Annotated in this window: 18 protein-coding genes; 15 read left to right on the forward strand and 3 right to left on the reverse strand. The window is 72.5% G+C overall.

The features are described 5' to 3' along the window. The first annotated feature begins 61 nt into the window (after positions 1-61). The 3 genes from ACZDYF_RS00155 (at position 62) to ACZDYF_RS00165 (ending at position 1,727) form a co-directional block, all read left to right on the forward strand. Positions 62-493, forward strand: a complete 432-nt coding sequence (locus ACZDYF_RS00155; protein ID WP_191789617.1) for a thioredoxin family protein — start codon at positions 62-64, stop codon at positions 491-493. 39 nt (positions 494-532) lie between these two features. Further along, the gene (locus ACZDYF_RS00160; RefSeq protein WP_475051456.1) at positions 533-994 is read left to right on the forward strand and encodes a DUF4395 domain-containing protein; all 462 of its coding nucleotides are present in this window, start codon (positions 533-535) and stop codon (positions 992-994) included. A gap of 61 nt (positions 995-1,055) precedes the next feature. Beyond that, the gene (locus ACZDYF_RS00165) at positions 1,056-1,727 is read left to right on the forward strand and encodes a pentapeptide repeat-containing protein (RefSeq protein ID WP_475051458.1); all 672 of its coding nucleotides are present in this window, start codon (positions 1,056-1,058) and stop codon (positions 1,725-1,727) included. A gap of 28 nt (positions 1,728-1,755) precedes the next feature. Here the strand turns inward: ACZDYF_RS00165 and ACZDYF_RS00170 are convergent, their stop codons facing one another. Continuing rightward, entirely contained in the window at positions 1,756-2,166 is a 411-nt protein-coding gene (locus ACZDYF_RS00170; RefSeq protein WP_475051463.1) for a DsrE family protein, read from the reverse strand. A gap of 250 nt (positions 2,167-2,416) precedes the next feature. On the opposite strand from ACZDYF_RS00170, the gene ACZDYF_RS00175 reads away from it, so the two are divergent. The 9 genes from ACZDYF_RS00175 (at position 2,417) to ACZDYF_RS00215 (ending at position 10,011) form a co-directional block, all read left to right on the forward strand. Then, the gene (locus ACZDYF_RS00175) at positions 2,417-3,037 is read left to right on the forward strand and encodes a heme-binding beta-barrel domain-containing protein (RefSeq protein WP_475051467.1); all 621 of its coding nucleotides are present in this window, start codon (positions 2,417-2,419) and stop codon (positions 3,035-3,037) included. A 165-nt stretch (positions 3,038-3,202) separates the two neighbouring features. Next, positions 3,203-4,357, forward strand: coding sequence for a CAF17-like 4Fe-4S cluster assembly/insertion protein YgfZ (gene ygfZ, locus ACZDYF_RS00180; protein ID WP_364074308.1), 1,155 nt, complete (start codon positions 3,203-3,205; stop codon positions 4,355-4,357). 60 nt (positions 4,358-4,417) lie between these two features. Continuing rightward, positions 4,418-5,569, forward strand: coding sequence for an FUSC family protein (locus ACZDYF_RS00185; protein WP_475051470.1), 1,152 nt, complete (start codon positions 4,418-4,420; stop codon positions 5,567-5,569). A gap of 121 nt (positions 5,570-5,690) precedes the next feature. Next, entirely contained in the window at positions 5,691-5,954 is a 264-nt protein-coding gene (locus ACZDYF_RS00190; protein ID WP_191789610.1) for a type II toxin-antitoxin system Phd/YefM family antitoxin, read from the forward strand. Between the two features lie 13 nt (positions 5,955-5,967). Beyond that, positions 5,968-6,393 (forward strand): type II toxin-antitoxin system VapC family toxin, encoded by a 426-nt coding sequence (locus ACZDYF_RS00195; protein WP_191789609.1) that lies wholly within the window; start codon positions 5,968-5,970, stop codon positions 6,391-6,393. Between the two features lie 9 nt (positions 6,394-6,402). Then, positions 6,403-6,747, forward strand: a complete 345-nt coding sequence (locus tag ACZDYF_RS00200; RefSeq protein WP_318243651.1) for a DUF2516 family protein — start codon at positions 6,403-6,405, stop codon at positions 6,745-6,747. Positions 6,748-6,752: 5 nt separating this feature from the next. Continuing rightward, positions 6,753-7,751, forward strand: coding sequence for an asparaginase (locus ACZDYF_RS00205; RefSeq protein ID WP_475051474.1), 999 nt, complete (start codon positions 6,753-6,755; stop codon positions 7,749-7,751). Continuing rightward, complete coding sequence (dtd, locus tag ACZDYF_RS00210; protein WP_204809890.1) at positions 7,748-8,173, forward strand: D-aminoacyl-tRNA deacylase; 426 nt, start codon at positions 7,748-7,750, stop codon at positions 8,171-8,173. Before ACZDYF_RS00205 ends, dtd begins: the two co-directional genes overlap by 4 nt. Positions 8,174-8,445: 272 nt before the next feature. Next, complete coding sequence (locus ACZDYF_RS00215) at positions 8,446-10,011, forward strand: glycosyl hydrolase family 18 protein (RefSeq protein WP_318243650.1); 1,566 nt, start codon at positions 8,446-8,448, stop codon at positions 10,009-10,011. Between the two features lie 115 nt (positions 10,012-10,126). On the opposite strand, the gene ACZDYF_RS00220 is transcribed toward ACZDYF_RS00215, so the two are convergent. Beyond that, a complete protein-coding gene (locus ACZDYF_RS00220) occupies positions 10,127-11,128 on the reverse strand; it encodes a CorA family divalent cation transporter (RefSeq protein ID WP_475051478.1) in 1,002 nt (333 codons plus the stop codon). Continuing rightward, a complete protein-coding gene (locus ACZDYF_RS00225; protein ID WP_191789604.1) occupies positions 11,125-11,430 on the reverse strand; it encodes a hypothetical protein in 306 nt (101 codons plus the stop codon). The genes ACZDYF_RS00220 and ACZDYF_RS00225 overlap by 4 nt, the downstream gene beginning before the upstream one ends. Before the next feature lie 469 nt (positions 11,431-11,899). Here ACZDYF_RS00225 and ACZDYF_RS00230 point away from each other — a divergent pair, with 469 nt between their 5' ends. The 3 genes from ACZDYF_RS00230 to ACZDYF_RS00240 all read left to right on the forward strand — a co-directional run bounded on the left by ACZDYF_RS00230 (position 11,900) and on the right by ACZDYF_RS00240 (position 20,121). Next, positions 11,900-14,917, forward strand: coding sequence for a helix-turn-helix transcriptional regulator (locus ACZDYF_RS00230; protein WP_475051482.1), 3,018 nt, complete (start codon positions 11,900-11,902; stop codon positions 14,915-14,917). A gap of 247 nt (positions 14,918-15,164) precedes the next feature. Next, positions 15,165-17,153 (forward strand): glycosyl hydrolase family 18 protein, encoded by a 1,989-nt coding sequence (locus ACZDYF_RS00235; protein ID WP_475051486.1) that lies wholly within the window; start codon positions 15,165-15,167, stop codon positions 17,151-17,153. 298 nt (positions 17,154-17,451) lie between these two features. Then, entirely contained in the window at positions 17,452-20,121 is a 2,670-nt protein-coding gene (locus ACZDYF_RS00240) for a glycosyl hydrolase family 18 protein (protein WP_475051490.1), read from the forward strand. Positions 20,122-20,222: the final 101 nt, after the last annotated feature.

The following is a 20,222-nucleotide window of genomic DNA, read 5'->3' on the forward strand; positions in this document are numbered from 1 at the left end:
CCCTCCCCGCGACACCCCGGCCGTGCTGCTGCACCGCCGTACGAGGGAGAGGTCGAGGCACATGGTCTGGCGCATCGTGGTCCTGGTCGTGCTGCTCGCCGCGAGCGTGCTGCTCGGGGTGTGGTGGCAACGCCGCCAGGGAGTGGTCCGTGCGGGTCGCCCACCTGCCGAGGACGCCGCGGTCGACTGGCCCGCCCTCGGCATCGTGCTGGGGGAGCACCGGACGTTCGTCCAGTTCTCGAGCGAGTTCTGCTCGCCCTGCCGGCACACGGCGCGCGTGCTCGACGAGCTCGTCGCGGCGCGGACCGACGTGACACATCGCGAGATGGACGTCGACGAGCACCACGATCTCGTGCGAACCTTCGGCATACTGCGCACTCCGACGGTGCTCGTCCTGGACCCGTCCGGCCGAGAGGTCGCTCGGATGAGCGGCAGCGTGAACCGGACCCAGGCGATCGAGGCGCTCGCCGTGCCTGCCGCGTCCGTCGCCTGACACCGCTCGCCCACCGGGCGGGCCGACCGAGGAGCCGCCATGTCGCACGAACCGCACCCTTCTCCGAGCTCGGCCCAGGGCATCGACCCGCGCGGCCCGCGCGTCGGTGCCGGGATCACCGCCCTCCTGCTCGCCGTGACGCTGCTCCTGGGGTCGTCCCAGGCGGCGTTGTGGTTGCTCACGTTCATCGCGCTGAGCTTCCTGCTGGGGGCGCTCCGCGGTGCCCAGGGCACGTGGCAGGGGTGGGTCTTCAAGACTCTCGTCCGGCCCAGGCTCGGCCCGACGGCGGAGCGCGAGGACCCGCGTCCGCCTCGCTTCGCGCAGGGGGTCGGGTTCGTCATCACCGGGGTCGGCGTGCTCCTGGGCTTCACCGTCTCGCTCGTGGCCGTACCGGTCGCGGCGGGCCTGGCCCTGGTCGCGGCCGTGCTCAACGCGGCGTTCGGGCTGTGCCTGGGGTGCGAGATGTACCTGCTGGTCCGGCGTTTCGCACCGGCCCGCTGAGGTCCCGCATCGGGGCCGAGGTGCTGCGGGTGCCGTGGCAGGGAAGGCGTAGGGTCGTGCGGTGCCCGCGCAGACCGACTCCTCGACCACCCTCCCGCCTCGGTTCAAGCGCCTGCGCCCAGGGGTCCGGACAGCGGGGGACGCAGCGGACGTCGGTCCGGAGGACCGCCGCCACGACGAACGGTTCGAGGGTGGCGACCTGTCCCACGCGGACCTGTCCGACGTCACGTTCGAGCGGTGCGACCTCGTGGGCATCTCGTTGCACCAGGCCGACCTGCGGGCCGCGACGTTCAGCGAGGCCCGGCTCGAGCGGATCGACGCGCCCGTCCTGAGCGCCCCGCGGTCGGTGTGGCACGACGTGGTGCTGGCCGGTTCACGGATCGGCTCGGCGGAGCTCTACGAGTCCGCGTGGCGTTCGGTCGAGCTGGTCGACTGCAAGCTCGGGTACGTCAACCTGCGCGGTGCGACGGTGCGCGACCTGCGGCTCACGCGGTGCACCGTGGACGAGCTCGACCTGACGAACGCCCAGGTCACGCGCGTCGCGTTCGAGGAGACGTCGGTCGACCACCTCGTCCTGGCGGGCGCCCGTCTGGTGCACACCGACCTGCGCGGGGCCACGCTGCGACGGATCACGAGCATCGAGAGGCTCGCGGGAGCCACGCTCAGCCCGTCCCAGCTCGTCGAGATGGCGCCGCTGTTCGCGGCCGAGCTCGGCATCCGCGTCGAGGACTGAGGGCGAGGCCCGGCGTGCCCGGGCCGCGTCAGTAGACGAGGGCCTGGGCCCCCGGGCGCAGCGCCTCCTCGACGAACACCGACGCCCCCGCGATGCGCACTCCCGGCAGCAGGTCGGCCTCGGTGATGCCGCGGCGCACGGCGCACTGGGTGCAGACCGTGACGGTCCCGGCGGACAGGATCACGTCGAGCAGGTCCGGCAGGGCCGTCGCGTGCTCGAGCTCGAGCTCGCGCGCACGCCCGGGAAGCCCGAACCACGCCGACTCCCCGGTCAGCCACACGCTGACCTCGACCCCGGCGGCGACCGCGGCGGCGGCGACCGTGAAGGCCTGGTTGGTCGCCTCGGGGCGTTCGAGGCCCGCGGTCGACTTGACCACGAGCGAGCGGGCGACGGGGGCCGGGGCGGCCGAGGACGGCGACGGAGCGGGCTGGGAGGTCACGTGCGCGAGCCTAGAGGCCGGACGGTAGGATCGGCGACATGTCCACGCATGCACTCGAGCTCATCTTCCTGGGACTGCTGATCGCCGCGACCGTGACCATCACGTGGTTCGCCGGGTTCGTCGTCTACAAGCTGTACAAGGGTCAGCGCTGACCTGAGCGTCGCCCCGGGCGTCCGCGCCCGGTGGGACCACGGTCCCGCTCTCCCTTGTCGTCGTCACGGTCCGCTGGGACCGCCGGAGGTACCACCAGATGGCTTTCGCGTTCCCTGAGGGGCTCGCCCCCGAGGCCTACCCGCTCGCGTGGCTCGTGGGCTCCTGGCGAGGTGAAGGTGTCATCGCCTACCCCGGGATCCCCGAGACCCCGTTCGTCCAGGACGTCGTGTTCGACCACGACGGCGGCCCGTACCTGCGGTACGAGTCGACCATCCGCGTCCTCGAGGCCGAGGTCCCGGAAACCGTGCCGGAGGCCTGGACCGCTGACGACGCTGCCGAGCCGTCCGCTCGCCCGTCGAGCGACCAGGCCGAGCCGGGCACCGAGGGGCACCTCGCGCCGGGACGTATCTGGTCCACCGAGACGGGCTACTGGCGCGTCTCGCCCGAGCGTCCCGAGGGGCTGCCGGAGGACAGGTCGGCGATCGAGGTCATGATCGCGGACCCGTCGGGCCGCATGACCCTGTACCTGGGGGTCGTCGGCAACGGTCGGGTGGACCTGTCGAGCGACGCCGTGGTGCGCACCGCCACCTCGTCCGAGATCACGGCGTCGAACCGGCTCTACGGCAACGTCCAGGGCCAGCTCCTGTGGGTCTGGGAATTGGCGGCCTTCGGTCAGCCGTTGCAGTCGTATGCGTCGGCGAAGCTGGACCGCCTCTAGCCCCTTCGACGTGCGAGGCACGGCCGACGCCACCGCGCGGCCGGACGGACGTGCGCCCACCGGCGCCGAGGAGGTTGTTGCACCGTGACCGCTGGACCTGACGACGCCACCCAGAACGAGCGTGCGGCCCGGACGGAGCCCGATTCCCCGGTCCGGACGAGCCCGCTGCTGTCGCGCCCCGGCGCGGTCGCGGGCTCCGGACCCGACGCGGGCGTGGCCTGGCACTACGGCGACCCGACGGGCGAGCAGCGCGCGCTCGAGTCGGGCGGCGCGGTCGTCGACCTCTCGCACCACGGCGTCGTGCGGGTCACCGGCCCCGACCGTCTGACGTGGCTCAACTCGATCACCTCGCAGAGCCTCCTGGGCCTGGCGCCCCGGACCTCGACCGAGCTGCTCGTCCTGAGCCCGCAGGGCCACGTCGAGCACGCGGCCGGGGTCGTCGACGACGGCGAGTCCACGTGGCTCGTGACCGAGGGCTCGCACGCTCCGACGCTCGCTGCCTGGCTCGACCGCATGAAGTTCTCGCTGCGCGTCGAGATCACCGACATGAGCGACGAGATCGCGGTCCTGGGCGAGCCTCGGGACGCCGAGGGCGCGGAGGGCGAGCCCGTCACGTGGCGCGACCCCTGGCCGCGCACCGCGCCCGGCGGCACCCGCTACGGCCCCGCGGACGACGAGCACCCGGGCGCCCACCGCCCGTGGCGCCTGGTCCTGGTCCCGCGCGCCGAGCTGTCCGACGCCGTCGCCGCCCGCGAAGCGGCCGGGTGGCGGCTCGCAGGGACCTGGGCGAGCGAGGCGCTGCGCGTCGAGGCCTGGCGCCCCCGCCTCGCGACGGAGGTCGACCACCGCTCGATCCCGCACGAGCTCGACTGGCTCCGGACCGCCGTCCACCTGCACAAGGGCTGCTACCGCGGCCAGGAGACCATCGCGCGCGTGCACAACATGGGCCGTCCGCCGCGCCGCCTCGTGATGCTCCACCTCGACGGCTCGGGGCACCTGCTCCCGGTCGCCGGGGCCGAGGTGCGCCTGCCGGGCGGGGAGACCGGTCCGGACGGGGTGGCTGCGCCGGGACGTGCGGTCGGCGTCGTGACGTCGGTCGCCCGGCACCACGAGCTGGGCCCCGTGGCGCTCGCGGTCCTCAAGCGCAGCGCGCCCGAGGACGTCGAGCTGGTCGTCGACTGCGACGGGGGCGCCGTGGCCGCGGCCCAGGAGGTGGTGGTCCCGGGCGAGGGCGTGTCGGTCGACCGGCCCGCACCGCGCGGTCCGGTCGCACGAGGCGTCACCCCCAAGGGCGCGGGCGCACCCCAGAGCATGATCTAGAGCGGTATCCGAGGACCGTGCCGGGACCCCGGCACGGTGGGACGCGGTGAGCAGGAGCACATGACGCAGGCGCGGGAGTCGGCCGGAGGAGCCGCGACGCCGGAACCCGGGGCGGTCGAGTCGGCCCGCAAGGCGTTCCGTCGGTTGCTGCTCAGGGCACGCCTGCGACAGGGCAGCTCCCGGGTCCGGGTCGCGTTCTGGCCCGTCGTCCAGGCCTCGCTCGCGGCGGGTGCCGCGTACGGGATCGCGCACTACGTGCTCGGTCACCCGTACCCGTTCTTCGCACCGGTCTCCGTGTGGATCTGCCTCGGGTTCAGCCAGGACCGGCAGGTGCGCAAGGTCGGCGAGCTCGCGATCGGGGTCGCGGTGGGCGTGGGCCTCGGTGACCTGATCGTCCACTTCATCGGGTCGGGCTGGTGGCAGGTCGCCGTCGTCCTCGCGACGTCCGCCCTCGTGGCGCGCTTCATCGACCGCGGCGCGCTCCTGGCGACCCAGGCCGGGGTCCAGGCCATCGTCATCGTGGGTCTGCCCGCGACCCAGACGGGCGGCCCGGGCGGTCGCCTGGTCGACGCCCTGGTCGGTGGCGCGCTCGCGTTGCTCGTCGCGACCCTCACACCGGGTGACCCGCGCCGTCGGCCACGGATCCTGGGCGACGAGGCGACGACCGAGCTCGCCGAGACGCTCGAGCTGCTCGCCCGCGGCTTCCGCTCGGGGGACGTCGACGACCTGGACGCCGCGCTCGTGCGGGGGCGGGCGTCCGAGCCCGCCCTCGAGGAGTGGCAGGCGACCGCGACGAGCGCCCAGGAGCTGTCCCGGGTGAGCCCCGTGGGGCGCAAGCACCGCACCGAGCTGGGCGACATCGAGCGCAAGGCGGTCCTGGTGGACCGCGCCATGCGCAGCGTCCGTGTCCTGGCCCGGCGTGCCCGACCGGTCGCGGGGCCCGACCACGACCTCCTGCCCGTCGCGGCGATCGTCGACCGGTTCGCGGCCGGCACCCGGGTCCTGGCCGAGGCGATCGGGGCGGGACGCGACCCGTCGACCGCGCGCGAGATCCTGGCCGACACCGCGGCCGCGGCCGACCCGCGGACCGTGGGCGCGGGGGACTGGCAGGTCCAGTCGCTCGTGATGCTGCTGCGCTCCCCGATCGTGGACACGCTCGAGGCCGCAGGGATGTCCCCGCAGGATGCACGGGCGGCTCTGCACGAGCTCTGAACCGGCCGCGCGGCCCGTGGCGAGCACGTCGCCCGCAGGACGGGGCGCATGCCGGCGAACCCGCAGGATTGCCGCGCGTGGAGGTCTACGCAATCCGGGCGTTGGCCGGTACCTTCAGGGGATGGAGGTTTCCGTCAGCGCCCTGCGGGCCGAGCTGAAGTCGTGGATCGAGCGGGCGCGTGACGGGGAGGACGTGGTGATCACCGAGCGCGGCATCCCGGTCGCCCGCCTGAGCGCGATCGGCAGCGCGGACCTGATCACGTCGCTGACCCGGGACGGCCTGCTCACGCCGGCCACCGAGGAGCGGCCCGTGCACTCGCCGCCCGCACGCCCGGCTGCCAAGCAGTCGGCGATGTCGGGCCTCGTGCGCCGCATCCGACGCTGAGCCGGCGCGCCCCATGGCACTGGTCTACTTCGACGCGAGCGCCCTCGTGAAGCTGTGCGTCGCCGAGCCTGGCTCGGAGCTCGCGAGCGCCCTGTGGAACCGGGCGGACGTGGTCACGACGAGCCGCCTGTCGGACACCGAGGTCCGTGCGGCGCTCGCCGCGGGCGAGCGTACGGGCGTCCTCGACGCCGCCGAGCGTGCGCAGGCGCTCGCCGCGTGGGAGCGGCTGTGGCCCGCGCTGCACCTGGTGGAGGTCTCGCCCGAGGTCCTGGACAGGGCGAGCGACCTCGCAGGGTCCGACGGTCACTCCTTGCGGGGCGCGGACGCCGTGCACCTCGCCTCCGCGCTGGTGCTGCGGCACGAGGACGCGATCTTCGCGGTGTGGGACGAGCGGGTCGCGAGCGCGGCGCGCGCGGAGGCGCTGCGCGTCCTGCCGTAGGCTCGACACGTGATCAGCTTCGGTGGAGCCCAGTGGCTCGTTCTCGTCATCCTCGCGGTCGTGGTGTTCGCCGCGCAGGCCTTCGCTCTCGTCGATGCGCTGCGGCGTCCCGCGAACGGGTTCACCGCCGAGGGGAAGCTCACCAAGCCGATCTGGTCGGCGATCCTGGGGGTCGCCGCGGCGATCGGGTTCCTCGGCCTGCCGCCGTTGATGCTGACGAGCTCCAGCTTCTTGAACCTCCTGGCCCTCGTCCCGGCCTTCATCTACCTGGTCGACGTGCGTCCTCGGCTCAAGTCGTACGGGTTCGGTCGCGGGTCGGGCGGCAACCGTGGTGGCCGTCCGGGCGGGTGGTGAACCCCGTGCTGCGCTCCGCCGCTCCGCTCGCGGAGGTCGTCCGGGGCGACCTGGTCGAGTCCGTGCACCTGGGGCACCTGGTGACGCTCGACGCCTCGGGTGAGGCCGATCTGGTGGTGGGCGACGCGTCGACCGTGATCTGGCCTCGTTCGTCGGTCAAGCCGTTCCAGGCGGTCGCGATGCTCCGCAGCGGCCTGTCCCTGCCGCCTCGTCTGCTGGCGCTCGGTGCCGCGAGCCACAACGCCGAGGACTTCCACCTCGCGGGCGCGCGCGAGATCCTCGCGGGGGTCGGGCTCGACGAGTCGGCGCTGCGCAACACCCCGGACATGCCGGTCTACCCGCCGGCGGCGTTCGCGTGGCAGGCGCTCGGCAACGGCCCGGCGTCGATCACGCAGAACTGCTCGGGCAAGCATGCCGCGATGCTCGCGACGTGCGTCGTGGCCGGCTGGGACACCGCGACGTACCTGGACCCCGCGCACCCGCTCCAGGTCGCGATCCGCGAGACCCTGCTCGAGCTCACTGGCGACGACGCGGCGGACCTCCACGTGACGGTCGACGGCTGCGGTGCGCCGCTCTTCTCGACGACGCTGGTCGGCATGGCGCGTGGCTTCGGCCGGCTGGCCGGTGCGCCGGCGGCGGCGCCCGGGTCGCCCGAGGCCCTGGTGGCACGCGCGATGTCCTCGTTCCCCGAGATGGTCGGCGGGACCGGTCGCGACGCGACCGAGGTCATGCAGGCGGTCCCGGGCCTCGTCGCCAAGGACGGCGCGGACGGCGTGTACGGCGCGGGCCTGCCGGACGGCCGCGCGCTCGCGTTCAAGGTCCTCGACGGCTCGCCGCGCCCGCGTCCCGCGGTGCTGGTCTCCGCGCTGGCGGCCTTGGGGGCGCGCGACCTGCCGGGGGCCGACGGCGCCGCGCTCGACCGCGTCGGCCGCACCCCGGTCCTGGGCGGGGGAGAGCCCGTGGGCGAGGTGCGGGCCGCGTTCGGACCGGGCCGCACCGCATGAGGGCGGTCCTGCAGCGCGTGACGCGCGCGAGCGTGAGCGTGGGCGGCGAGGTCGTGGGGCGCGTCGACCGGCCGGGCCTGGTCGCGCTGGTGGGCGTGACGCACGACGACGGTCCCGCGCAGGTCGAGCTCGTCGCGCGCAAGATCGCCGAGCTGCGGATCCTGCGCGACGAGCGGTCGGTGCTCGACGAGGGCGCGCCCGTCCTGGTCGTCAGCCAGTTCACGCTCTACGCGGACACCAAGAAGGGGCGGCGCCCGTCGTGGAACGGTGCGGCGAAGGGGGACGTGGCGGAGCCGCTCGTCGCCGAGGTGGTCGCCGCGCTGCGTGCGAGGGGGGTCGAGGTCGCGACCGGCGTGTTCGGTGCGGACATGCAGGTCGAGCTCGTCAACGACGGCCCGGTGACGATCCTCGTCGAGGCATAGCGGCCCGTCGCGGCTCGAAAGGCTACCGTTCGTAACGTTTCGAGCGATTCGACGCGTTGGTAAGGGAAATCCCTTATGTGACCGCTGTGAACCATGTGGAAGCCCCGTACATCATTCGCGCGCGCGCCTGGTTAGGTTCGAGAGTGCCCAGCATCTGGGGCTCCGGAACGGACCGGAGTCAGCAGCACGGAAGACGAAGAGGCCTCCCTTTGCACGCATCTCGCAACACTCCCTCGCTACCACGCCGCACCCGCCGCGCTGCCGGTGCCGTGGTGACGGCGACGACCCTGGCCCTCGTGGCGTCCGGCCTGGTCGCGGCAGGCACGGCGACGGCCGCGCCGGCCACGCCCGCCGCGCCCGCGGCGGTCAGCCCCAACGGTGACAACGACATCAACGGGTACCGCAACGTCGGCTACTTCATGTCGTGGGCCCCGGAGAACTACGGCTACACGGTCAAGGACTTCCAGGAGTCCGGCCAGGCCGACCAGATCACGCACGTCAACTACGCGTTCGCGAACATCCACCCGACAGACCTGACGTGCTTCATCTCCGACAAGGACGGCTCGCCCGCACCCGGCGGCAACGACGGGGCAGGTGTTGCCGGCGCCGACTTCGTCGACGGCGTCAGTGCGGCGGACTCGATCGACGGGGTCGCGGACACGGCAGACCAGGCGCTCGCCGGGAACTTCAACCAGCTCCTCAAGCTCAAGGAGAAGAACCCCGACACCAAGGTGCTGGTGTCGATCGGTGGGTGGACCTGGTCCAAGTTCTTCTCGAAGGCCGCCGCGACGCCCGAGTCCCGCGAGAAGTTCGTCTCGTCGTGCATCGACCTCTACCTCGAGGGCAACCTGCCGGAGATCGACGGACGCGGTGGCCCGGGCGCAGCAGCCGGCCTCTTCGACGGCATCGACATCGACTGGGAGTGGCCCGGCGCGCCGGGCTGGTCGCAGCACCCCGAGAACTTCGTCGACCCCGTGAACGACAAGGCGAACTTCACGGCGCTGCTCGCGGAGTTCCGTGAGCAGCTCGACGAGTACGGCGCCTCGCAGGGCAAGGAGTACCTCCTGTCCTCGTACATCCCGGTGAACCCGACGGTCATCAACGCGGGCTGGGACGCGCCGAAGATCTTCGACTACCTCGACTACGGCAACATCCAGGGCTACGACCTGCACGGCGGTTGGTCGCCGAACCTGGCCGGGCACCAGTCCAACCTGCACGACGACCCGACCTACACCGGCGAGATCTCGGTCGAGCAGGGGATCGACCTGTACCTGAGCCGCGGCGTCGACCCGCAGCAGATCACGCTGGGCATCCCCGCGTTCGGCCGCGGCTGGACCGGTGTCGAGGCAGGCGACTCGAACGGGGCGTGGCAGTCGGCCGCAGGCGTGGCCGAGGGCACGCACGAGCCCGGCTACAAGCAGTACTTCGAGCTGCGCGACCTGGGCACCGAGTACTTCGACGAGACGACCGGGTCGTCCTGGCGCTACGACGGCAACGAGTGGTGGACGGTCGACACCCCGCGCGCCGTCGAGTACAAGGCGAAGTGGGTCGCGGAGAAGGGCCTGGGCGGCTCGATGTGGTGGGACCTCGCGGGTGACTACGAGGACGAGCTGGTCGGTGCGGCCGCTGACGTCTACCGCGCGTCGCAGGCGGGTCCGGTCGACTCGGACGCTCCTGGTGGATGCTACGGCGACTGGACCAAGGCGGGCATCTACACTGCTGGCCAGGTGGCGTCCCACCAGGGCGTCAACTACCAGGCCAACTGGTGGGTCCACACCAACGCACCGGGCACCGAGAAGTACTGGAGCCCGTGGCGCGTGGTCGGTTCCTGCGTCTGACCTGACGCGGTAGCGGCCGCAGCCCTGCGCAACCCGACGCCGTCGGGACCACGACCTGCCTGTCGTGGCCCCGGCGGCGTCCGCGTGTCCAGGGTCCGCCCGGGGGGAGCGGGCCTCAGCGCAGCCAGCCGCGCCGCTTGATGTACACGAGCGGGATGACGGCGGCGACGAGCGTCACGAGCACGACCCACGGGAACCCGAGCTCCCACTCGAGCTCGGGCATGCGCGTGAAGTTCATGCCGTAGAACGACGTGATGAGCGTCGGGGGCAGGAACACCGCGGTGATGATCGTGAACACCTTGACGATCTGGTTCTGCTTGACGTCGAGCGAGGTCATGATGGCCTGCTGGAGGTAGCGGACCTTGTCGTGCTCGAAGCTCGCGTGCTCCTTGACTCCGTCGACGTCCGCGATGAGGGTCTCGACGAGTCCCGCGAGCACGGGGTCGGTGTCGGCGATCTCGCTGCGCAGGTGCCGGGCGGCGCGCGCGAGCGAGAGCTGGGACTCCTGGGTGCTCGAGACGATCTCCTCGGCCCGGTTCATGCGGGAGATGGTGCCCTGCATGTCGGTCACGCCGATCTCACGACCGCGCCGGTCGTAGCCGAGCGTGGCCTCCTCGATCTGGTCGGACATGTCCTCGAGCAGGTCGCTCGCGTGGTGGATGACGCGCTCGGCGGCCTCGTTGAGCGCGTACAGCAGCGCGTACATCACGCCGTACGACGTCTGGGTCAGGCGCGGGGTGCGCCGCATGCGGGCGATGGCCTTGTCGAAGATCGGGTAGTGCCGGGACGGCTGGAGGGTCACGACGCGGTCGGGGGACAGCGCGAACATCAGGACCTCGCGCTCGATCCGCTCGCCGCGCCGGTAGGTCGCCACGACGGGCAGGTAGACGTGCTCGTCGGTCTCCCAGACACGCCCGGAGGCCAGGGAGAAGTCGACGCCCGCGTCCCGCGCGCGCTCGAGCGCGGCCGCGTCCTCGGAGGCGACCTGGAGCCAGCGGGCACGCAGGGCCTGGGGGTCGAACCGTGGGGCGCCCGCCGGGGTCGCCGGCGCGGGGCGGTGACCGTACGTCGTCGCGGGCCGGGTCGCCTCGACGACCGCGGGCGTCGTCGCGCTCACGGGTTCACCGCCGGCGCGCCGACCTGCGGGGAGCCCGTGCCCGACGGCGTCGCACCGGTCGGGGCGCTCGTCGTCACCCCGGTCGCCGGGACGTCGTCGTGCCCTGCGGCCAGCAGGTGCGTCCCGAGCAGGGCCGTGCAGATGAACAGGTACAGGCCGATCGTGAACGTGATCGACTGGCGCTCGAGGTCGGGGCGGCGGGGACCGGGCGCGGGGGTGGTGGCCCGATTCGTTCGGAGTGGTGCGGAGCCCTTGCGAGTGGGCGCGGGGCAGGGTGCACTGAGGTAGGTGCTCGTCGACATGGTGGTCCTTCCCGGCGCCGTGCTCTCGACGGTGCCGACCGGACGCCGGGCGATCTGCCTGCGTGCGGGCACGGGGGCAGGACCTGGCGAGGGAGGTGACGGTGCATGGAGCGCACTGGCGACCGCCCCGAGGGCCGTGCCGGGAGGGGTGACCCGAGGGTCAGCGGGCAGGACGGAGGGGAGCGAGCGCGCAGTGCGGGGATCTATGACTGCTGCCGTCCGGCATCGCTCTCACCTCCTTCTCATCTGCTTCTGGTTCCGTGCTCGTCTGAGGTACCGAGATCTCTCGGCAGAACAGACGGAGGGACGAGGTCACCCTAGACCTGGTCGAAGGCCCCGGCAACCCGCCCCCAGCGGAAGCCGCCGAAGACACTGACGGGTAACAGGACAGGATGCCCGCTTTTACGTCGGGTTGTTAACATTCCTGAGAGTCGTCCGGCCATCGTTGCCCCGGACGGGAGGGTCTGACATGCCAGCCAGCCAGCAAGACGTCCTGACCTCAGATCAGGTGCGCACGTCCCGCACGTCCACCGAGCACCGGCCTGAGCGGCTCTCGTCCAGGCGGGCGGAGATCGACCTCGCTCTCTCGGCGGTCACCGACGGGCGGGGCGCCTTCGTCTGGACCGGTGAGCCGGGCATGGGAGCGAGCACCACGCTCGAGCTCGTCCACGAGGCGCTGCACGGGGCGAGCGGTCCGCACCCGCCCCTGGTCCTGCGGGTCGCCCAGGCGGTGGGCCCGCAGCGGTCCGGCGGGGCGGTGCGCTCCCTCGTGTCCCAGGTCGCCCAGGTCACCGGGTGCGCGGTGCCGGACCGGCTCGTGCGCCCGCTCGACGTCGCCGACCCGGAGTACGGCTACCTGCCGGAGGTCGGCGCGGTCGCGCTCGCCGAGTACCTCGAGGAGGCGGTGCCCGACCGGACGGTCGTGCTGCTCGCCGACGACCTCCACCTGGTCGACGAGATCAGCCGCGCCGTGGTGGTCGGGCTCGTCGCCCAGCGGCGCGCGGCGCTCGTGCTCCTCGCGACCGCGGTCCCCGGTGGCTTCGACCGTCCGCTCCCGTACCCGATCGAGGTGCGGGAGCTCGCGCCCCTCGGTCCGTCGGAGGCGCTCCACCTGCTGCTCGTCGAGGAGCGACTGGCCGTGGCCCCCCACGTCGCGGCGCGGCTCGCCCAGAACCTCGCGGGCAACGCGGCGGCGATCTCCCAGACGGCCCGGCTGCTGTCGACCGAACAGCTCGCGGGCACCGCGATCCTCCCGGACCCCCTCCCCCCGGTGCAGGCGGTCCGCACGCTGCTCGGCGACCGGCTCGACGAGCTCGCCCCCGAGGAGCGCCGGGCCCTGCTCGTCGCGGCGGTCGCGGTCGTCGAGCGCACGGACGTGCTGCTCGCGGCGTCGGGGCTGAGCATCGAGGAGGTGCTCGACGGTCCTCTCTCGGGGCAGCTCTCCCTGGTCTCGGGCCGTTTCGCGTTCACCGACCCGAGGGTGCGCTCGCTGGTCCACGGCGACGCCCGGCTCGCGGACCGCACGGCCGCGCACCTGCGGCTGGCGACGGTCCACACGGCGGCCGGCGAGGAGGACATCGCGACCTGGCACACGGCGCTCGCGACGCTCGCGGGGGACCCTGCGCTCGCGCCCGGGCTCGTGTCCCTGGCCCAGCGGCTCCTCGAGCGCGGGGACGTGGTGTGGGCTCACGAGGTCGCGCGAGAGGCCGCGAGCCAGGCGGCCGCGTCCGAGCGCGGAGAGGCGTACGTGGTCGCGGGGACGGCCGCGCTCCAGTCCGGTCACGTCCACGACGCGGCCGACTGGCTGCGCCGCGCCGCACGCTGCGAGGGCGGCGTGAGCTCGGCCCGCATCCTGGGCCCGCTCGTCACCGCGCTCACGCACGTCCAGGGCCAGGTGCCCGACGACGTGATCGCCCCGTTCATCGCGCTCGCGGACAACGACGACGCCTGCACCTGTTGCGTCGACCACGAGGGTCGCCCCCGCGACGCGGCCGGGGGGTGCGAGATCGGCGACGTGGTGAAGGGGCTCACGAGCGCCGCGACCCTTCACGCCGAGCGGGGTGACGGCGTCGCCGCGTCCCAGGCGTTCGACGCGGCGAAGCGTCTCGCTCGGCGATGCACCCAGGGCGTGGGAGGGCTCGACGTCGTCAGGTCGTGGCTCGCCAACTACGGCGTGGGGGAGCGCGGGAAGAGAGCGGACCTGCCCGGGTCGCGGCTCTCGCCCGAGCAGGAGGCGTACGCCCAGGTCAGCCGGGCGATCGCCCTGGCCGACGAGGACGCCCTCGACGTCGCGGGCCAGGCGCTCGCGAGCGCGGTCGCGAACCTCGCACCGGTCAGGAACGGCGGCCGGTGGTTCGACGCACCGTCAGGTGCCGTGACCCCGTACGTCGAGGCGCACCTTCGCCTGGCCCAGGTGCTGGTGCACTTCTGGTCGGGAAACATCACCAAGGCACGCCGCGAGCTCGAGGAGGCGGCTTTCCGCCTGCCCGTCGGGCTGCCGTTCGCCGGGACGGGGGTCGCGGTCGCGCGGCGCCTCGACATGGCGGTCGACGGCAGCGTGGGGACGCTCGCCACCGCCCTCGAGGAGACGTGCTCGTGCCCGACGTCGCGGCCGGTCCGGCTCGGCCTCCTCGTGGACCGGGCCATCGGGGCGTCGTTCGCCCGCCACCACACCCAGGCGGCCACCCTGCTCGAGCTGGCAGCCGAGACCGACCGGCGCGACTGCGCCCACATGCTGCACCTGCCCGGGATGGACGACGTCGAGGCATGGGTGCTCGCCGGCCGTCCCGACGCGGCGGAGAAGGCGCTCGCGCGGCGGCGAGTCGAGGCCAAGGACCTGTCCCCGGCGAACCGGGTCGCGACGCTCGCACGAGCAGAGATCGCACTCGCGAGGCCCGAGGACGCGGTCGCGCTGCGCGACGCGGTCGCCTCGGCGGGTCGCGGGATCGCGTCGCCCTTCGAGCACGGGCGCACCGAGCTCTGTCTCGGCCGGGCCCTGACGCGCTGGGGCGACCTCCCCGCGGCCCACGAGCACCTCCTCTCGGCGGTCGAGCTCCTGACCCAGTCCGGGGCGTGGGCGTGGGCCCGGCAGGCGCAGGGTGAGCTCGCGGGCGTCGTCGAGCACCTCGGCGCCCTGCAGGTCGCCGCGCGTCGCGCCGAGACGACGCCCGTCCCGACCACGACCCCTGGGGGAGGCGTCCCGCACGCCGTCGTCGCGTCGTCGGGCAGGGCGCGTCTCGCCGCACGCGAGAGCGACGTGTCCGACGACGCCCTCGACGAGCTGCGCGCCCGCTGGGCGGACGAGCTCACCGATCGAGAGCTCGACGTCGCGCTCCTGGTCGTCCAGGGGGGATCCAACCGCGAGGCCGCGGACCAGCTCTACCTCTCGGTCCGCACCGTCGAGGTCCACCTGGGGCGCGTCTTCCGCAAGCTCGGTGTGCGCTCGCGGGTCGAGCTCGCGGTCCTCGCGCACCGGGTCGGACGGTGACCGGTCGAGCGGTGCCGCGACGGGGGACCCGTAGGGCCCGACGGGGTACGTAGGGGGGAACACCTACACGCTCCCGTGTATGTACGCGAGGTGAACAATGTGGGAAACGCTGATTCCCGAGGGCGTGCTCGCTCCCTAGTGTCGGGGTGTTCCTGGGCAACGACGTCCGGGTGACCGGGCCCCCCAGCCCCCAGCCAAGTGAGGCAGACACATGCGACTGAGAACTCCACGAGGACGCGCGAGGAAGATGGCCGCGGGACTGACCGCCGCGGCCATGCTCGCGACGTCCCTGGTCGCCGGCACCGTCGCCGCGACCGCTAGCCCCCTCCCCGCAGCCACCGCGACCGCCGCGACCGGCGACAGCGCGATCAACGGCTACCGCAACGTCGCCTACTTCACCCAGTGGGGTGTCTACGGGCGCGACTTCAAGATGAAGGAGCTCCAGGACTCCGGCGCCGCTGCCGACCTGACGCACCTCAACTACGCGTTCGGCAACATCCACCACCAGACGCTCACGTGCTTCGAGGCCAACAAGGCCCAGGGCACGGGCCCCAACGGGTCCGACGGCGCGGGCGACGCGTGGGCCGACTACGGCATGGGATACACCGCCGCCAACTCGGTCGCGGGCGTGGCCGACGCCTGGGACCAGCCGCTCGCCGGCTCGTTCAACCAGATCAAGCAGCTCAAGGCCAAGAACCCCCAGATCAAGGCCATGCTGTCGATCGGCGGCTGGACCTGGTCGAAGAACTTCTCCAAGGCCGCCGCGACCGACGCGAGCCGCAAGAAGCTCGTGTCGTCCTGCATCGACCTGTACCTCAAGGGCAACCTCCCCGTCGTCGACGGCCGCGGCGGGCCCGGCTCGGCGGCCGGCGTGTTCGACGGTTTCGACATCGACTGGGAGTGGCCCGGCTCTCTCAACGGCGAGGTCGGCAACATCGTCGACGTCGCGAACGACAAGGCGAACTTCAAGGCCCTCCTCAAGGAGTTCCGCACCCAGCTCGACGCCTACGGCGCGACCACGGGCAAGAAGTACCAGCTCAGCGCGTTCCTCCCCGCCAACCCGGACGACATCGCGTCGGGCGGCTGGAACGACCCCGAGAACTACCAGTACCTCGACTTCGGGAACATCCAGGGCTACGACCTGCACGGCGCCTGGAACAAGACCCTCACGGGGCACCAGGGCAACCTGTACGACGACCCCACCGACACCCGCCCCGCGAACCGCCGGTACAGCGTCGACAAGGCCGTCAAGGCCTATCTCGACGCCGGCGTCCCCGCGAAGCAGCTCACCATGGGCCTCGCGATGTACGGCCGCGGCTGGAAGGGCGCGACGTCGTCGGCCCCCTGGGGCGTGGCGACGGACGCCGGACCCGGTACCTGGGAAGCCGGCAACGAGGACTACGACAAGCTCAAGAACCTCGGCACGGGGTACTTCGACCCGGTATCCGTGGCCTCGTGGCGTCACGACGGCAACCAGTGGTGGAGCTTCGACGACCCGAAGTCCGTCGCCGTCAAGGGCGACTACATCGCCGCCAAGAAGCTCGGCGGGGCCATGTGGTGGGACCTCACGGGCAACCAGGACGGCTCGCTCCTCAAGGGCCTCGCGACGAAGTTCCGCGCGGCACCGGCCGGGCCCGTGATCGGTGACCCGACGGGTGGCGGTGGGACGACCGGTGGGACGACTGGTGGGACGACTGGTGGCACGACCGGCGGGACCACGGGTGGGACGACTGGTGGCACGACCGGTGGGACGACCGGTGGCACGACTGGTGGGACGACTGGTGGGACGACTGGTGGGACCACGGGTGGGACCGGCACGGAGTGCGCCGCCGCCTGGACCGCGACGGGGACCTACAGCGGCGGCGCGACGGTTTCCTACGGCGGCAAGAACTACAAGGCCAAGTGGTGGACCCAGAACGAGACCCCCGGCACGGCTGGCGGCCCCTGGGAGCTCGTCGGCACGTGCGGCACCTCCGGTGGCACGACCGGCGGCACGACCGGCGGCACGACCGGCGGCACGACCGGTGGGACGACTGGTGGGACCACGGGTGGCACGACCGGTGGGACGACGGGCACCGGGACCTGCACCGCCCCCGCCTGGTCCGCCACGGCCGTGTACAACGGCGGGGCCCAGGTCTCGCACAACGGTCAGAAGTACACCGCCAAGTGGTGGACGCAGAACAACGTCCCCGGGGCCGAGCAGTACGGCCCGTGGCAGGCGCTCGGCGCCTGCTGAGAGTCGAGCCGGGGGGCGGGATCCCCGCCCCGTCCCCCGGCTCCCTCCCCACGACCCCCGCCGAGGACCGACGCCGAACGAGGCTCCGTCACCGGTGGGTACCACGTAGCGGTTCGCCGCTGCCGAACCCGAGGTTCCATCCGACCGGCCAGAGCGCCGGGCCGACCGGACCTCGGGTTCGGCGACCGTCCCCTGGGCTCGCCACGAGCCCTCCCAGATCTCCGCCGGGCCCCGCCCTGCGGTCCTTGGCGCTGCGCGCGCACCGCGCGTCGCGCTCCGCGCAACGAAGGCAGATTCGATGCACGTGAAACTCTCCGGGCACCGCGCCCGGGTCGGCGCGGCCCTCGCGACCACGACGGCGCTGTTCGCGACGATGCTCGTCGCGGCCGCCAGCTCGTCGGCGGTGGCCGCCGACTGCGCCCCGGCCTGGTCGGCGACGGCGACCTACACCAACGGTGCGGCCGTCTCGAAGGACGGCGTGAACTACTCCGCGAAGTGGTGGACCCAGAACAACGTCCCCGGCGCCGAGGCGTCCGGCCCCTGGGCCTCCCAGGGAGCGTGCGGTGCGCCCGGCGGCACCACGGGTGGCACGACCGGTGGCACGACCGGTGGCACGACGGGTGGCACGACGGGTGGCACGACGGGTGGCACGACGGGTGGCACGACGGGTGGCACGACGGGTGGCGCCACGGGTGGGACGACCGGCGGGACGACCGGCGGCACGACCACCCCTGGGACCCCTGCGACAGGCCACGAGGCGTGCCGTCCGGACGGCATGTACAAGACCCCGGGCGTTGACGTCCCGTACTGCGACGTCTACGACACCGCGGGCCGCGAGAAGCTGCCCAACGGGCTCGACCGCCGCGTGATCGGCTACTTCTCGAACTGGCGCACGGGGGCCACCGGCCAGCCGCGCTACCTCGCGAGCGACATCCCCTGGAACAAGCTGTCGCACATCAACTACGCGTTCGCGCACGTCGGTGCCGACAACAAGATCTCCGTCAACGCGCAGGCCGCGGGCAACGCGTCGACCGACATGACGTGGCCGGGCGTGGCGGGGGCCGAGATGGACCCCGCGCTGTCCTACAAGGGGCACTTCAACCTGCTCGCGAAGTACAAGAAGGCGAACCCGGGCGTGAAGGTGATCCCCGCCGTCGGGGGATGGGCCGAGACCGGTGGCTACTTCGACGCGAACGGCAACCGTGTCGCGTCCGGTGGGTTCTACACGATGACCGAGTCGCAGGCGAAGATCGACACGTTCGCCGACTCGACGGTCGCGTTCATCCGGCAGTACGGGTTCGACGGCATCGACATCGACTACGAGTACCCCACGTCCAACAAGGGGGCCGGGAACCCGGACGACTTCGCGTTCTCGGACGCCAAGCGTGACAAGCACTTCCAGGGGTACGTGAACCTCCTCAAGACGCTCCGCGAGAAGCTCGACAAGGCCGGGGCGGAGGACGGCGAGTACTACATGCTGACGACCGCGACGCCGTCGTCCGGGTGGCTGCTGCGTGGCATGGAGGCCTTCCAGGTCGTCCAGTACCTCGACTACGTCAACCTCATGTCGTACGACCTGCACGGCGCGTGGAACGAGCACGTCGGCGGCAACTCGCCCCTGTTCGACGACGGCAAGGACCCCGAGCTCACCGCTGCGGGCGTGTACACGGCGTACAAGGGCATGGGCTACCTCAACGGCGACTGGGCCGCGCACTACTTCCGCGGCGCCATGCCGGCGGGGCGGGTGAACCTCGGCGTCGGTTTCTACACGCGCGGTTTCCAGGGCGTCCAGGGTGGCACCGACGGCATGGGCGGCAAGGCCGTCCCGCCCGCGGGCTTCACGTGCCCGGCGGGCACCAACGGCAAGTGCGGCTACGGCGCCGAGGGCGTCGACAACCTCTGGTTCGACTCAGACCCCATGGGCAACGCGGTGCCGGCCGGCGTCAACCCGATCTGGCACGCGCTGAACCTGCAGAAGGGGATCGCGGGCGACTACGCGGCCTCCTACAAGGTCCCGACGGCCGTCACGGGTTCGTACGTGCACCACTTCGACCCGGTCACCAAGAACGAGTGGTGGTGGAACGCGAGCAAGAGGGTCTTCCTGTCCGGTGACACGACGCAGGCGATCGGCGCGAAGACGGACTACGTGGCCGACACGGGCCTCGGCGGCGTCATGATCTGGGAGCTCGCGGGCGACTACGGCTACAACCAGACCAAGGGCCAGTACGAGATCGGCCAGACCATGGTCGACCTCATGCACTCGAAGCTCAGCACGACGACGGCCTACGGGGCCACCAAGGCGAACGCGGACCGGGTCATGCCCAAGCAGGCGATCGACCTGGGCATCGACTACACGCAGTTCGCGCTCGGTGACAGCAACTACCCGATCAACCCCAAGGTCGTGTTCACCAACAGGTCGAAGACCGCCATCCCGGCGGGCGCGACCATCTCGTTCCAGTACGGCACCACGGACACGGGCGAGATGAGCGACTGGTCGGGCATGAAGACGACGACGACCAAGCAGGGCCACGTGGGCCCGAACGTCGGCGGACTCAAGGGCGACTTCCACACGGCCGAGTTCACGGTCCCCCTCGGCGGCATCCCCGCGGGCGGGAGCATCACCAACCAGCTCAAGTGGACCATGCCGATCGCGCAGTTCTCCAACGTGATCGTGACGATCGCCGGTACGTCCTACTCGACGACCTACGACTACCCGCGGGGCGTCACGGTCGTCGAGCCCACGGGCGGGACCGGCGGCACCACGGGCGGCACCACGGGCGGCACGACGGGTGGGACGACCGGCGGTACGGGCGTCTGCACCGCCGTCGCCTGGTCCGCCACGGCGACGTACGCGGGCGGTGCGCAGGTCAGCCACGGCGGTCGCACGTGGACCGCGAAGTACTGGAACCAGGGGGACACCCCGGGAGCCCAGCAGTGGGGGGCGTGGGCCGACGGCGGCGCCTGCTGACGTCCTCCCTCGACGAGTGACCTCCGTGGGGTGGGTGCGTGGGCGCCTCGGCCCGCCCGCCTCACGGACGTCGTCGCGTACGGGGTTTCCCGTACCTCACC

This window comes from Oerskovia sp. PE-21s, assembly GCF_056158145.1.